Origin of the sequence: Paraburkholderia solisilvae (assembly GCF_902859875.1) — a bacterium.
Taxonomy (GTDB): Bacteria; Pseudomonadota; Gammaproteobacteria; order Burkholderiales; family Burkholderiaceae; genus Paraburkholderia; species Paraburkholderia solisilvae.
The window spans coordinates 68601-83742 of sequence record NZ_CADIKF010000004.1; the positions used below are offsets into that span (position 1 = coordinate 68601).

14 protein-coding genes are annotated in these 15142 nt (G+C 65.0%); 11 read left to right on the forward strand and 3 right to left on the reverse strand.

Translation table 11 applies throughout. The features are described 5' to 3' along the window. Positions 1–15: 15 nt before the first annotated feature. Positions 16–339, reverse strand: coding sequence for a proton-translocating transhydrogenase family protein (locus HV675_RS04115; protein WP_175109490.1), 324 nt, complete (start codon positions 337–339; stop codon positions 16–18). 40 nt (positions 340–379) lie between these two features. Continuing rightward, positions 380–1522, reverse strand: coding sequence for a Re/Si-specific NAD(P)(+) transhydrogenase subunit alpha (locus HV675_RS04120; protein WP_175109491.1), 1143 nt, complete (start codon positions 1520–1522; stop codon positions 380–382). 435 nt (positions 1523–1957) lie between these two features. Between HV675_RS04120 and HV675_RS04125 the strand changes: the two genes are divergently transcribed. From HV675_RS04125 to HV675_RS04135, 3 genes are all read left to right on the forward strand, one after another. After that, positions 1958–2434, forward strand: a complete 477-nt coding sequence (locus HV675_RS04125; RefSeq protein ID WP_175109492.1) for an NUDIX hydrolase — start codon at positions 1958–1960, stop codon at positions 2432–2434. Positions 2435–2456: 22 nt separating this feature from the next. Next, entirely contained in the window at positions 2457–3599 is a 1143-nt protein-coding gene (mnmA, locus tag HV675_RS04130; protein WP_175109493.1) for a tRNA 2-thiouridine(34) synthase MnmA, read from the forward strand. A 96-nt stretch (positions 3600–3695) separates the two neighbouring features. Then, a complete protein-coding gene (locus tag HV675_RS04135; RefSeq protein ID WP_175109494.1) occupies positions 3696–5306 on the forward strand; it encodes an FMN-binding glutamate synthase family protein in 1611 nt (536 codons plus the stop codon). A 158-nt stretch (positions 5307–5464) separates the two neighbouring features. Here the strand turns inward: HV675_RS04135 and HV675_RS04140 are convergent, their stop codons facing one another. Continuing rightward, the gene (locus HV675_RS04140; RefSeq protein ID WP_175109495.1) at positions 5465–6076 is read right to left on the reverse strand and encodes a glutathione S-transferase N-terminal domain-containing protein; all 612 of its coding nucleotides are present in this window, start codon (positions 6074–6076) and stop codon (positions 5465–5467) included. 323 nt (positions 6077–6399) lie between these two features. Here HV675_RS04140 and HV675_RS04145 point away from each other — a divergent pair, with 323 nt between their 5' ends. From HV675_RS04145 to ruvB, 8 genes are all read left to right on the forward strand, one after another. Further along, positions 6400–7866: an aminopeptidase P N-terminal domain-containing protein gene (locus tag HV675_RS04145; protein ID WP_175109644.1), complete on the forward strand. Its 1467-nt coding sequence runs from the start codon at positions 6400–6402 to the stop codon at positions 7864–7866. A gap of 29 nt (positions 7867–7895) precedes the next feature. Next, positions 7896–9179 carry a UbiH/UbiF/VisC/COQ6 family ubiquinone biosynthesis hydroxylase gene (locus tag HV675_RS04150; protein ID WP_175109496.1) on the forward strand — a complete coding sequence of 428 codons (1284 nt, stop codon included), beginning with the start codon at positions 7896–7898 and terminating at the stop codon, positions 9177–9179. Between the two features lie 320 nt (positions 9180–9499). Further along, the gene (gene dusB, locus HV675_RS04155; RefSeq protein ID WP_175109497.1) at positions 9500–10564 is read left to right on the forward strand and encodes a tRNA dihydrouridine synthase DusB; all 1065 of its coding nucleotides are present in this window, start codon (positions 9500–9502) and stop codon (positions 10562–10564) included. After that, entirely contained in the window at positions 10561–10794 is a 234-nt protein-coding gene (locus HV675_RS04160) for a Fis family transcriptional regulator (RefSeq protein WP_175109498.1), read from the forward strand. The genes dusB and HV675_RS04160 overlap by 4 nt, the downstream gene beginning before the upstream one ends. 45 nt (positions 10795–10839) lie before the next feature. Next, positions 10840–12405: a bifunctional phosphoribosylaminoimidazolecarboxamide formyltransferase/IMP cyclohydrolase gene (gene purH / locus HV675_RS04165; protein ID WP_175109499.1), complete on the forward strand. Its 1566-nt coding sequence runs from the start codon at positions 10840–10842 to the stop codon at positions 12403–12405. 150 nt (positions 12406–12555) lie between these two features. Then, positions 12556–13098 (forward strand): crossover junction endodeoxyribonuclease RuvC, encoded by a 543-nt coding sequence (gene ruvC / locus HV675_RS04170; RefSeq protein ID WP_175109500.1) that lies wholly within the window; start codon positions 12556–12558, stop codon positions 13096–13098. A gap of 199 nt (positions 13099–13297) precedes the next feature. Then, positions 13298–13879, forward strand: a complete 582-nt coding sequence (gene ruvA, locus HV675_RS04175; RefSeq protein ID WP_175109501.1) for a Holliday junction branch migration protein RuvA — start codon at positions 13298–13300, stop codon at positions 13877–13879. A gap of 121 nt (positions 13880–14000) precedes the next feature. Continuing rightward, positions 14001–15068 (forward strand): Holliday junction branch migration DNA helicase RuvB, encoded by a 1068-nt coding sequence (gene ruvB, locus HV675_RS04180; RefSeq protein WP_175109645.1) that lies wholly within the window; start codon positions 14001–14003, stop codon positions 15066–15068. The last annotated feature ends 74 nt before the right edge of the window (positions 15069–15142 follow it).

Genomic DNA, 15142 nt, shown 5'->3' on the forward strand with positions numbered 1-15142 from the left:
GACGTTGGTGCCCATTTACACGCCCTCCTTGCGAGGAGCGGCGAGCTTCTTCGGCTCTTTCTTTCTGAACATCTCGAGCATGCGCCGGGTGACCAGAAAGCCGCCGAACACGTTGACCGCCGCCAGCGCGACCGCGACCGTGCCGAAGAACTTGCCCGCGCCGACCGTCAGCCCCGCGGCGAGCATCGCGCCGACAATCACAATGGCCGAGATCGCGTTGGTCACCGCCATCAGCGGCGTGTGCAGCGCGGGCGTGACATTCCACACCACGTGATAGCCGACGTAGATCGCCAGCACGAAAATGATCAGGTTGATCACCGTGTGGTTGATGACTTCCATCGCCGTGTCTCCTTATAGGGTGCGTACCGGATAAGCGTGATCACGCCGCGCGCACGAGCGCGCCGTCGCGTACGAGCAGCGTCGCCGCGACGATGTCATCCGCGAGATCGATATTGAGTGCGCCTTCCTTCGTGACGATCAGCTTCAGGAAGTCGAGCAGGTTGCGCGCGTAGAGCGACGATGCGTCGGCCGGCACCATCGCCGCGAGATTCGTGTAGCCGACGAGCGTCACGCCGTGCTTCGTGACCACCTTGTCCGCTTCGGTGAGCGGGCAATTGCCGCCGCGCCGGCCGTCGACCTCGGCGCCGCGGCCGGCCGCGAGGTCAATCAGCACCGAGCCGGGTTTCATGGCCAGCACGGTCTCCGTCGAAATCAGCGTCGGCGCGGCGCGCCCCGGAATCAGCGCGGTCGTGATCACCACGTCGGCCTGTCTGGCGCGCTCGTGCACGAGCGCCGCCTGGCGCGCGAGCCACGACGGCGGCATCGGCCGCGCATAGCCGCCGACGCCTTCGGCCGCTGCGCGTTCGTCGTCGGTTTCGTAAGGCACGTCGAGAAATTTCGCGCCGAGCGACTCGATCTGCTCCTTCACCGCCGGACGCACGTCGGACGCTTCGATCACCGCGCCGAGGCGCTTCGCGGTCGCAATGGCCTGCAGGCCCGCGACGCCGGCGCCCAATATCAGCACGCGGGCGGCCTTCACGGTGCCGGCGGCGGTCATCAGCATCGGCATGAAGCGCGGGTACAGGTCCGCCGCGAGCAGCACCGCCTTGTAGCCCGCGATATTCGCCTGCGACGACAGCACGTCGAGGCTTTGCGCGCGTGTGGTGCGCGGCGCCGCTTCGAGCGCGAACGCGGTCAGACCGGCCGCGGCGAGCCGCGCGGCGTTGTCCGCATTGAAAGGATCGAGCATGCCTACCACGGTCGCGCCGCGCTTGATGAGCGGCAGTTCGGCCTCGGTGGGCGACTGGACTTTGAGGATGAGATCGGCGGCGAACGCGCCCGCGGCATCGGTGATTTCCGCGCCGACGGCGGTGAATGCGTCGTCCGGGAAGCTCGCGGGCGTTCCGGCGCCGCTTTGTACCGTCACCCGATGACCCTGCGACACATACTTCTTGACCGTCTCGGGCGTCGCGGCAACACGGGTTTCGTAGGCACGCGTCTCGGCTGGCACTCCGATGTGCATCGTGATCTCCTCCTCGACCTTCTTGTTTGACGGACTTGCCGACGAGGGCTCGCCGGCTTGCTCAATGCAACGGCTACCGTGTCACTTTAACCGAAACCCCGGCGTGCAAACCAGATTTGTCGGGTGAGGCGGGACGCAATCGCAACGGACTTATCGCTGTGCCGCTGTGCCGCTGATGCCGCTGTGCCGCTGTGCCGCTGTGCCGCTGTTCCCGCTGATGCCGCTGTTGCTTCCGTTACGGCAGATGTCGCTGTGCCGCAGATTCCGCATCGCAACCGGCCCCGGTGGCGACCGACCTCCAGCGGAACCATCCCGACGGCCCATGCCAGCGCTGACGCCGACGCAACACGGGTCCCGCACGACAGATACCGGTGAGCTACGCACTTACCGCCCCCGCCGGGCGGCCAAGGCCCATAAACGGTAAAATGTCGCCCCATGAAACCGGAAACCTGGGCTCCGCATGTGACGGTCGCCGCGGTCATCGAACGCGACGGGCGCTTTCTCGTCGTCGAGGAACAGACGTCCGCCGGGCTGCGGCTCAACCAGCCCGCCGGACATCTCGAAGCGGGCGAAACGCTCGCCGAGGCGGTGGTGCGCGAGACGCTCGAAGAAACCGCGCATCCGTTTGCGCCCGACGCGCTGGTCGGCGTCTATATGACGCATTTCGCGCAGCCGGATAGCAATGGCACGACGTACCTGCGCTTCACGTTCTGCGGTGCGGTTGGCGCACCCGAACAGCGCGCGCTCGACCCGGATATCGTCCGCACGTTGTGGATGAGCGCCGCCGAATTGCGCGCGTGTCCTGAACGGCATCGCACGCCGCTCGTGATGCGCTGCATCGACGATTACCTCGCGGGCCGACGTTTCCCGCTCGACTTCGTGCACACGCATTCGGTCGGGCCTCCCCGATAAAGAACGCAGCAGGCACAACCAGATGAGCAAGCAGAAAGTCGTAGTAGGCATGTCGGGCGGCGTCGATTCGTCGGTCACCGCATGGCTGCTGAAGGAACAGGGCTACGATGTGGTCGGTCTGTTCATGAAGAACTGGGAAGACGACGACGACAGCGAATACTGTTCGACCCGCGAAGACTGGATCGACGTCGTGTCGGTGGCCGATCTGATCGGCATCGACGTCGAAGCGGTCAACTTCGCCGCCGAATACAAGGACCGCGTGTTCGCCGAATTCCTGCGCGAATACTCGGCCGGCCGCACGCCGAATCCGGATGTGCTGTGCAACGCCGAAATCAAGTTCAAGGCGTTCCTCGATCACGCGATGTCGCTCGGCGCGGAAACTATCGCGACCGGTCACTACGCGCGCGTACGCGAGGTCGACGGCCGCCTCGAATTGCTGAAGGCCAAAGACCACACGAAAGATCAGTCGTACTTCCTGCATCGGCTGAATCAGGCGCAACTGTCGAAAACGATGTTCCCGCTCGGCGAAATACCGAAAACCAAAGTGCGCGAAATCGCTGAAAAAATCGGTCTGCCGAATGCGAAGAAGAAGGATTCGACCGGCATCTGCTTTATCGGCGAGCGGCCGTTCCGCGACTTCCTGAATCGCTATCTGCCGACGAAGCCCGGTCCGATGAAGACCGCCGACGGCAAGCTCGTCGGCGAACATATCGGCCTCGCGTTCTACACGTTCGGCCAGCGCAAGGGCATCGGGCTTGGCGGCAGCAAGGACGGCAGCGGCGAGCCGTGGTTCGTCGCCGGCAAGGACATTCCCACCAACACGCTGTACGTCGCGCAGGGCCACGATCACCCGTGGCTGCTCAGCACCACGCTGAGCGCCGGCAACACCAGCTGGGTCGCGGGCGAGCCGCCCGCCGACGGCTTCGCGTGCGGCGCGAAGACGCGCTACCGGCAGGCCGATGCGGCCTGCACTTTCGCGTGCGCCGGTACGCCGCAAGGCCACTTCTCGCTGCATTTCGACGACGCGCAATGGGCTGTCACACCCGGGCAATCCGCGGTGCTCTACGATGGCGACATTTGTCTGGGCGGCGGAATCATCGAGCATGCGGTCACGGCGCAACCCGTGACGCAAGCGCCTCGCGATACCGCGCTCACCGCGCGCTAACGCGGCTTTCCACGCCCTGACCAACCCCGCGGCGGATGCCGTTCGCCTCTGACGCGAACGATCCCGCCGCGACGCATTGACTGCAACGGAGTCCCCATGTTTTCTCGACGTTATCTGGCGATGTGGTGCGCTGTGCTCGTCATGCTCGCCTGCGCGGCGCTTGCGGCCACGGCGCGCATCTCATGGTTCTGGCTGAGCGTGCCCGTGCTGCTCGTCGTACTCGGCGCGTGGGACCTCACGCAAAAGCGGCACGCGATTCTGCGCAACTATCCGCTGTGGGGCCACTTCCGTTTCATGTTCGAATTCATCCGGCCGGAGATTCGCCAGTACTTCGTCGAGGGCGACACCGAGGAAAAGCCGTTCTCGCGCGCACAGCGCAGCATCGTGTATCAGCGCGCGAAAAACGAAACCGATAGCCGCCCGTACGGCACCGAGGTCGACGTGAAAGCGGTCGGCCACGAATGGATCAGCCATTCGCTCGCGCCGACGCAGCTCGACCATCACGATTTCCGGATCGTGGTCGGTGAAGACCGCGAGCACCCGTACTCGATGTCGATCTTCAACGTATCGGCGATGAGCTTCGGCTCGCTGTCGGCGAACGCGATTCGCGCGCTCAATCTCGGCGCGAAAAAAGGCGGGTTCGCACACGACACCGGCGAAGGCTCGATGTCGAAACATCACCGCGAGCACGGTGGCGACATCATCTGGGAAATCGCCTCCGGCTACTTCGGCTGCCGCAACGACGACGGCAGTTTCAGCGCCGACAAGTTCGCGAAGCAGGCGCGCGAGCCGCAGGTGAAGATGATCGAGATCAAGCTGTCGCAAGGCGCGAAGCCCGGCCACGGCGGCGTGCTGCCGGCCGCGAAGATCACGCCGGAAATTGCCGAGACGCGCGGCGTGCCGATGGGCCGCGATTGCATATCGCCTGCGTCGCACAGCGAGTTTTCGACACCGCGCGGCCTGCTCGAATTCGTCGAGCGGCTGCGCAATCTGTCGGGCGGCAAACCGACCGGCTTCAAGCTGTGCATCGGACATCCGTGGGAATTTTTCGGCATCGCGAAAGCAATGCTCGAGACCGGCATCCTGCCGGACTTTATCGTCGTCGACGGCGCGGAAGGCGGCACCGGCGCGGCGCCGCTCGAGTTCACCGATCATATCGGCGTGCCGCTGCAGGAAGGCTTGCTGCTCGTGCGCAATACGCTCGTCGGGATCGGACTGCGCGACCGCATTCGCATTGGCGCAAGCGGCAAGATGATCACCGCGTTCGATATCGCGAAGACGCTTGCGATCGGCGCGGACTGGGTGAACGCGGCGCGCGGCTTCATGTTCGCGGTCGGCTGCATCCAGGCGCAGACCTGCCATAGCGGCCGCTGCCCGACCGGCGTCGCGACGCAAGACCCGGTGCGCCAGCGTGCGCTGATCGTCTCCGACAAGTCCGATCGCGTATTCAACTATCACCACAACACGCTGCATGCGCTGCAGGAGATCGTGCAGGCCGCGGGGCTGCGGCATCCGTCGGATCTACGGCCGCATCACATCGTGCGGCGCGTGTCGTCGTATGAAGTGCGGTTGATGTGCGATCTGCTGAAGTACCTCGAACCGAACGATCTGCTCGACGGCAGGTACCGCTATTCGCTGTATGAAAAATGGTGGCCGGTCGCGCGCAGCGACTCGTTCACGCCGGAAGTGAGAAGCGTCGCCGCCTGAAGGGCGAGCGGCATGCATGTCATGCATGCCGCGTTGCTTGGGTTTGATTTGCTTTGGGTTTGATTTGCTTTTGTTTCGTGCCGCCCGGCGATGCGGGCCGCCGCAAACGTGCGGCCGCGTGCTCGTGGCAAGTGTTGCGTTGCGAGGCAAGCCGACGGTTATTCGATCAGCGCCGTGTCGATAAACGACTGCCGCTGCGACAGCTTCTGGTAATGCTTGTCGAGATTCGGATGCAGCTCGCGCCAGTTCAGGTCGGGCATTCTTAAGTCGAGGTAACTGAGCGCGCAGCCGACCGCGATATCGGCCAGCGTGTAGTGATTGCCGGCGCACCACGTATTGCTGCCGAGCCCCTGCGACATCGCGACAAGGCCTTCGTCGACCTTGCGACGCTGCCGCGCGAGCCACTTGTCACAGCGCTTTTCGGGATCGCGTTGCGTGCCTTCGAGACGCACCAGTACAGCGGCGTCCATCATGCCGTCCGCCAGCGCCTCCCAGCAGCGCACCTCGATGCGCTCGCGCCCCGGCTGCGGGATCAGCTTGCCGACCGGCGACAGCGTGTCGACGTATTCGCAGATCACGCGCGAATCGAATACGGCTTCGCCATCCTCCATCACGAGACACGGCACCTTGCCGATCGGGTTGAACGTATGGATGGTCGTCTCGCTGGACCAGACGTTTTCGAGCACCAGCCTGTAGTCGATCTTTTTTTCCGCGAGCACGATCCGCGCCTTGCGGACGAATGGGCTCGTCAGCGAACCGATGAGTTTCATCACTTCTGCCTTTTCTTGAACTGGGCGAAAGTATAAGTGGAATAGCGGGGTTTCAAGCGCTGCCGCATCATCCGGCCAGCCGCACCGGTATGACGTGTGGACGGATTGCAACAATGCGGATGGCATGTGCGCGCGTTCGCGTCCTGATTTGGATCACTGTTTTGGCATCCGGGTCGGCGCTTCAGGCGTTGGTGTGTTCGCTTGCGGCGGCGCATACGGCACGCGTCCGCCCGGAATGCATCGTCGCCATGGGCGCCACGGGCGCCATGGTCGAGCGCGCGAGCGCAGGAGAAGCGTTTCACATTGGGCGCTACAATCGCACGATGAACCTGCCGACCGAATCTTCCCTCGATCCGACCGCGGCCGCCGCGGTCTACCGCCAGCGGCGTGAGCGCGTGCTGGCGGCACTGCGCGCCGCGGGCGGCGGCGTCGCCATCGTGCCGACCGCGCCCGAAGTGCTGCGCAACCGTGACGCCGACTACCCGTACCGGCACGACAGCTACTTTTACTACCTGACGGGCTTTGCCGAACCGGAAGCGCTGCTCGTGCTCGACGCGAGCGCGCCCCCCGATGCGCCCGCCTCGATCCTGTTCTGCCGCGCGAAGAACACCGAGCGGGAGACATGGGAAGGCTTCCGCTACGGACCGGAAGGCGCACGCGATGCGTTCGGCTTCGACGCCGCCTTTCCGTTCGATGAGCTCGATACGCACCTGCCGGGCATCATCGCGGACAAGCCGGCGTTGCACTATGCGCTGGGCGTGTCGCCGGAGCTCGACGCGCAGGTGCGCCACTGGCTCGACGCGGTGCGCGCGCGGGCACGCAGCGGCGTGGTCGCGCCGAGCGCAGTGCACGACCTGCTGCCGGTGCTCGATGACATGCGCCTTTTCAAGGACAACCACGAACTTGCCGTGATGCGCCGCGCCGCGCAGATTTCCGCGCTCGCGCATCGGCGCGCGATGGCGGCATGCCGGCCCGGCATGCGCGAATACGAACTCGAAGCGGAGCTGCTGTACACGTTTCGCAAGTACGGCGCGCAAGCGCCGGCGTACGGCTCGATCGTCGCGGCCGGCGCGAATGCGTGCGTGCTGCACTACCCGGCCGGCAACGCGATCGCGCGCGACGGCGACCTGATCCTGATCGATGCCGCATGCGAACTGGACGGCTACGCGTCGGACATCACGCGCACCTTTCCGGCGAACGGGCGGTTCAGCGCCGCGCAGCGCGAGTTGTACGACATCGTGCTCGCCGCGCAGCAGGCGGCCATCGATGCGACGCGCGCGGGCGTCAATTTCGAAGCGCCGCACGACGCCGCGGTGCGCGTGCTCGCGCAAGGCCTGCTCGACACCGGCATCATCGGCCGCGAACGCTTTACGAGCGTCGACGATGTAATCGGGCAGCGCGCGTATGCGCGCTTCTACATGCATCGCACCGGCCATTGGCTCGGGATGGATGTGCATGATTGCGGCGATTATCGGGAAAGAGCCGGGGAAAGAGGCGGGGAACGAGGCACGTCTGCGGATGCGCAAGGCATGCCGCCGTGGCGCACGCTCGCGCCGTCGATGACGCTGACGATCGAGCCCGGCCTCTACATCCGCGCCGCCGATGACGTGCCGGAAAAGTACTGGAATATCGGTATCCGTATCGAAGACGATGCGGTCGTCACCGCGGCCGGCTGCGAACTGATCACCCGCGACGTGCCGGTCGACGCCGATGAAATCGAGGCTCTGATGCGCGACGCACGTGCGCGCGACACGGCGGCCGCCGCGCCCGCGGCATCAGGTTCCGCATGAGCGGGGCGAACGTGGATCAGGCGCAGCCCATGAACGGAGCCGATGCACACGCCGGTGCGCCGGACCAGCAATCGACGGATACCTCGCCGCTTGCGTCGCAAGGCGGTACGCGGCCCGACGCAAGCAAGCAGCCCGGTCAGCCGCCTGGCGATGCATTCGATTTCGACGTGACCATCGTCGGCGCGGGCCCGGTCGGCCTCGCACTGGCCGGCTGGCTCGCACGGCGCAGCGCAACGCGCGCGCTGTCGGTTGCGTTGATCGATGCGCGCGAGCCGGAGAGCGCGGCATCGGATCCGCGCGCGATCGCGGTGTCGCAAGGCAGCCGGATGATTCTCGAGCCGCTGCGCTGGCCCGCCGACGCGACCGCGATTCATCGCATTCACGTGTCGCAGCGGGGTCACTTCGGCCGCACACTGATCGATCACGCCGAGCACGGCCTGCCCGCGCTCGGCTACGTGCTGCGCTACGGCTCGATCGTGCAGGCGCTCGCACAGCGGGTGCAGGCGACGCCCGTGCACTGGTTCAAATCGACGACCGCACAGGCGCCCGTGCAGGAAAACGACGGCGTCACGCTGCGTGTCGAGCATGTCAGCGGGACGCGCACGCTGCGCACCCGGCTGCTCGTGAGCGCCGAAGGCGGGCTGTTTCACGAGCAGCAGGCGCGCGGCGGCGGCACGCGCGACTACGGACAGACGGCGCTCGTCGGTACCGTGAGCGTCTCGGCGCCACGCCCGCATGTCGCGTGGGAGCGCTTCACGTCGCAAGGCCCGATCGCGCTGCTGCCGACCGGCGGCGCGCGCGGGGCGGACTTTGCGCTCGTCTGGTGCTGTACGCCCGAAGAAGCGGCACGCCGCGCGCAACTGCCCGACGACGCGTTTTTGCACGAACTCGGCGTCGCATTCGGCGACCGGATGGGCCGCTTTACGAAGATCAGCGCGCGCGCGGCATTTCCGCTCGGCCTGAACTCCGTCGACGCGCTCGTCAACGGCCGTGTGGTTGCGATCGGCAACGCGGCGCAAACCCTGCACCCGGTCGCGGGCCAAGGTTTGAATCTGGGTCTGCGCGACGCACATGCGCTTGCCGACGCGCTGGCGCAACACGGCGCGTCGCCGCTTGCGCTCGCCGCGTTCGCACGCAGCCGCGCGCTCGACCGGCGGCTCACGATCGGCGCGACCGACACGCTCGCGCGTCTGTTCACGATCGACTTCCCCGCGCTCGGCTCGCTACGCGGCCTCGCGTTGACCGCCCTCGAATTCGTGCCGCCGGTGAAAACCGCGCTGGCGCGGCAAATGATCTTCGGGCAACGACGTTAGGCGCTGCGCCGGTACGACCGCGACCGGCCGCCAGGTTTTTCACTGCACCGGGTTTTTCACTGCATTTCGCTGCATGTTTTGGCGCCGCCTTCGCGGCGGTCAGCGTGACAATCGCGCCGCGATGGTGCACATGAGCTGATGCGCGCTCTATGAGCGGGCGCACTTTCATAGAAGATTTAACGGCTTATCCTGCATTCAACTCTGACGGGTACTGAGCCGTTAACGTTAAAATAGAAACTTTCCCCTCGCGATCTGCGGTATTCCACTTGTGCGTCAGCATTGGCTGATGCGGTGGCTCGCCGCATCCTGCTCTATCGGTCATGCCCGTTATCGGCACCCACAACTTGCGCAACAACCTGTTCGTCGCCCCGATGGCCGGCGTCACGGACCGGCCGTTCCGGCAGCTCTGCAAACGCCTCGGCGCGGGCTACGCGGTATCGGAAATGGTCGCGTCCAACGCGCAATTGTGGAAGAGCGAAAAGACCATGCGTCGCGCGAACCACGCGGGCGAAGTCGAACCCATCGCCGTGCAGATCGCCGGCGCGGACCCGCAGATGATGGCCGAGGCTGCGCGCTATAACGTCGCGAACGGCGCGCAGATCATCGACATCAACATGGGCTGCCCAGCGAAGAAAGTGTGCAATGTGGCAGCCGGTTCGGCGCTGTTGCAGAACGAGCCGCTGGTGCAGCGCATCGTCGAGGCAGTGGTAGGCGCGGTGGGCATCGGACCGGACGCGGTGCCCGTTACGCTCAAGATTCGCACCGGCTGGAATCGCGAGAACAGGAATGCGCTCAGCGTCGCGCGTCTTGCCGAATCCGCCGGCATCTCGATGCTGACCGTGCATGGCCGCACTCGCGCGGACTTGTACCACGGCGAAGCCGAATACGAAACCATCGCCGCGGTAAAAGCCGCAGTGAATATTCCGGTTGTCGCGAACGGCGACATCACGTCGCCACACAAGGCGCGCGACGTACTCGCCGCGACCGGCGCCGACGCAATCATGATTGGCCGCGCCGCGCAGGGGCGCCCGTGGCTCTTTCGCGAGATCGAACATTTCCTGCTGACCGGCAGCCTGCTGCCGCCGCCGCGCATCGAAGAAATCCAGCAGGTCATGAACGGGCATCTCGAGGATCACTACGCTTTTTACGGTGAATTCACCGGCGTGCGTACTGCGCGCAAGCATATCGGCTGGTACACTCGCGGCCTTTCCGGCGCCAACGCGTTCCGTCATCGGATGAATACGCTGGACACGACGCGCGAGCAGCTGCTTGCCGTCAATGAATTCTTCGACGCGCAAAAGGCGATTTCAGATCGCCTCGTGTACGTTGAAGACGAGGTCAATAACAACGGCGAACGGGACCAATCCGACCTATTAGCAGCATGAGCAAGCACAATATCGAACAATGTGTCCGCGACAGCCTGGATATGTACTTCCAGGATCTCGACGGCTCCAACCCGCACGACGTCTATGACATGGTCATTTCGTGCGTCGAAAAACCGATGCTCGAGGTGGTGCTCGAGCAGGCCGGCGGCAATCAGTCGCTGGCCGCCGAATATCTCGGCATCAACCGCAATACGCTGCGCAAGAAGCTGCAACAGCACGGTCTGCTGTAGCGCACGCGCCCTGCCACGCCTTCATCGGGCTTTTCCGTTTTCATCATGATCAAGCAAGCGCTCATCTCCGTTTCCGACAAGTCCGGCATCGTCGATTTCGCGAAATCGCTGTCGGAACTCGGCGTCAAGATCCTGTCGACCGGCGGCACCGCGAAACTGCTCGCGGACGCGGGCCTCGCAGTCACCGAGGTGGCCGATTACACGGGCTTCCCGGAAATGCTCGACGGGCGCGTGAAGACGCTGCATCCGAAGGTGCACGGCGGCATTCTCGCGCGCCGCGACCTGCCCGAACACATGGCCGCGCTCGAACAGCACGGCATTCCGACCATCGACCTGCTGGTCGTGAACCTGTATCCGTTCGTGCAGACCGTGTCGAAGGAAGACTGCTCGCTCGAAGACGCGATCGAGAACATCGACATCGGCGGCCCGACGATGCTGCGCTCCGCGGCGAAGAACCACCGCGATGTGACGGTGATCGTCGATCCGGCCGACTACGCAACGGTGCTCGACGAAATGCGCGCGAACCGCAATACCGTCGGCTGCCCAACGAACTTCCGTCTCGCGACGAAGGTGTTCGCGCACACCGCGCAATACGACGGCGCCATCACGAACTACCTGACGAGCCTCACCGAAGCGCTGCAGCACCGCTCGCGCAACGTGTATCCGGCCACGCTCAACCTCGCGTACGAGAAGGTTCAGGACCTGCGTTACGGCGAAAACCCGCACCAGAGCGCGGCGTTCTATCGCGACCTGTCGGTGCCGGCCGGTGCGCTCGCGAATTACCGGCAGTTGCAAGGCAAGGAACTCTCGTACAACAACATCGCCGATTCGGACGCTGCCTGGGAATGCGTCAAGACATTCGACGTGCCGGCCTGCGTGATTATCAAGCACGCCAATCCGTGTGGCGTCGCGATGGGCGCCGATACGAACGAGGCATACGCGAAGGCGTTCCAGACGGATCCGACGTCGGCATTCGGCGGCATCATCGCGTTCAATCGCGAAGTGAATGAAGCGACCGCGCAAGCCGTCGCGAAACAGTTCGTCGAAGTGCTGATCGCACCGGCATTCAGCGCCGAGGCCCGGCAGGTTTTCGCGGCCAAGCAGAACGTGCGGCTGCTCGAAATTGCGCTCGGCGACGGGCATAACACGTTCGACCTGAAACGCGTCGGCGGCGGTCTGCTCGTGCAATCGCTCGATTCGAAGAACGTGCAGGCGCGCGACCTGCGCGTCGTGACGAAGCGTTATCCGACGCCCAAGGAAATGGACGACCTGCTGTTCGCGTGGCGCGTCGCGAAGTTCGTGAAGTCCAACGCGATCGTGTTCTGCGGCAACGGCATGACGCTCGGCGTCGGCGCGGGCCAGATGAGCCGCGTGGATTCGGCGCGCATTGCGAGCATCAAGGCGCAGAACGCGGGGCTGTCGCTGAACGGCTCGGCCGTTGCGTCCGATGCGTTCTTCCCGTTCCGTGACGGGCTCGACGTGGTGGTCGCGGCGGGCGCGACCTGCGTGATCCAGCCCGGCGGGTCGGTACGCGACGATGAAGTGATCGCCGCCGCGGACGAGCACAACATTGCGATGGTCGTGACGGGCGTACGGCACTTCCGTCACTAACGCCTCGAATTTTCCACCACGAACAGGCCGCGTGCTTTCGGCAGTGTCTTGCCGGAAGCACGCGGAAAACGGCCCGGCAGGCGCACACTGCCGGGCCGTTTTTCATCCGATTCGTTGTAGTATCGCAGGCACTACGTCTGCCCTTCCGCTATGAGAATTCTCGGCATCGACCCCGGCCTGCGCGTGACCGGCTTCGGCGTGATCGACCAGTCCGGCCACCAGTTGACCTACGTCGCAAGCGGCGTCATCAGGACGGCGGACGGCGACCTGCCGTCGCGCCTTGGCGCGATCTTCGAAGGTATTTCGACGCTGATCCGCGAACACGCGCCCGACCAGTCTGCTATCGAGAAGGTGTTCGTCAACGTCAATCCACAATCGACGCTGCTGCTCGGCCAGGCACGGGGCGCCGCGATTTGCGGGCTGGTAGCGGGCGGCGTGCCGGTAGCGGAATACACCGCGCTGCAGTTGAAGCAGGCGGTGGTCGGTTACGGGCGCGCGACCAAGGAGCAGATGCAACAGATGGTCGTGCGCCTGCTGACGCTCTCCGGCGTGCCCGGCACCGACGCTGCCGACGCGCTCGGCATGGCGATTTGCCACGCACACGGCGGCAGCACGCTGAGTACCCTCGGCGGCATCGCGCCCGCACTGGCGAAGAAAGGTCTGCGCGTGCGGCGCGGCCGGCTGGTCGGCTAGCCGCATTGCGCGACGCCGCGACGCGCGAGCCCGCGCCGACCTGACCTGCGATGCGGCGCGATGCGATGCGATGCGATGCGATGCGACGCGACGCGACGCGACGATACGCCAACGCGCCCCCGCTCCAGGCTTTCAACCCGCGCGCCGCCCGCCTGCGCGCTGCGCTACACTCGCGCTTTCCCTCACGATTGGATCGATCATGATCGGTCGCATTGCCGGCGTCCTGCTGGAAAAGAATCCGCCGCACCTGCTCGTCGACTGCAACGGCGTGGGGTACGAAGTCGACGTGCCGATGAGCACCTTCTACAACCTGCCGTCGACGGGCGAAAAAGTGGTGCTGCTGACCCAGCTGATCGTGCGCGAGGACGCACATCTGCTGTACGGCTTCGGCACCGCGCAGGAACGCTCGACGTTTCGCGAATTGTTAAAGATCAGCGGCATCGGCGCGCGCATGGCGCTCGCCGTGCTGTCCGGCATGAGCGTGCAGGAGCTTTCGCAAACCGTCACGCTGCAAGATGCCGCGCGCCTCACGCGCGTGCCGGGCATTGGTAAAAAAACTGCGGAGCGGCTGCTCCTCGAACTCAAGGGCAAGCTCGGTGCGGATCTGGGCACGGCAGCGGGCGCAGTGTCCGCGTCCGGTCATGCGTCCGACATCCTGAATGCGCTGCTCGCATTGGGATACTCCGAAAAAGAAGCATTGGCCGCCATCAAGAACGTGCCGGCGGGTACCGGCGTGTCCGAAGGCATCAAGCTCGCGTTGAAGGCATTGTCGAAGACCTGACGCGATGAGCGCGGGCAGCGACAGGTGACGACGGAACGAAGCATCGCACGTCGGCGTTGCGCGCGCACCCTGGCCATTCGGCCAGCTTTGTGAACGAGCGGCGCGCGGTACAATGCCCGTCATGATCGAAACCGACAAACTCGCCGCCGAACGCATCATCGCCGCCACGCCCGTGTCGCCGAACGAAGAAGCATTCGAGCGCGCGCTGCGCCCGCGCCAGCTCGACGAATACGTCGGCCAGGAAAAGGTGCGCGGTCAGCTCGAGATCTTCATCGAGGCTGCGAAACGCCGTTCGGAGTCGCTCGACCACGTGTTGCTGTTCGGGCCGCCCGGGCTCGGCAAGACCACGCTTGCGCACATCATCGCGCGAGAAATGGGCGTCAATCTGCGGCAAACGTCGGGGCCGGTGCTGGAACGCGCGGGCGACCTCGCCGCGCTGCTGACGAATCTCGAAGCGAACGACGTGCTGTTCATTGATGAGATTCACCGTTTGTCGCCAGTCGTCGAGGAAATTCTGTATCCGGCGCTCGAAGACTATCAAATCGACATCATGATCGGCGAAGGGCCGGCGGCGCGCAGCGTCAAACTCGACCTGCAGCCGTTCACGCTGGTCGGCGCAACCACTCGCGCCGGCATGCTGACCAATCCGTTGCGCGATCGCTTCGGCATCGTCGCGCGGCTCGAGTTTTATAACGCCAGCGAACTCGCGCGTATCGTCACGCGCTCCGCGTCGCTACTGAACGCGCAGATCGACCCGGAAGGTGCGCTCGAAATCGCAAAACGTTCGCGCGGCACACCACGGATCGCGAACCGGTTGCTGCGTCGCGTACGAGACTTCGCGGAGGTCAAGGCGGACGGCAATATCACTGTGAAGGTGGCGGACGCCGCGCTCGCCATGCTCGACGTCGATCCGGTCGGTTTCGACCTGATGGACCGCAAGCTGCTCGAAGCGATCCTGCACAAATTCGATGGCGGTCCGGTCGGCGTCGACAACCTCGCCGCGGCGATCGGCGAAGAGCGCGACACGATCGAAGACGTGCTCGAGCCTTATCTGATCCAGCAGGGCTACTTGCAACGCACGCCGCGCGGCCGTGTCGCGACGCTGCTCACGTACCGGCATTTTGGTCTCGCCGCGCCGGACTCTTCGAGCCACGTCCGTGGCCTGTGGGATTCGGATCCGCCGGCGTAACGCGCGAAGTGCGCATCGCGAAAGCGCGAGCGCTTACCCGGTGTCACGCGAACGCTGTTGACCGCGATGTCCGC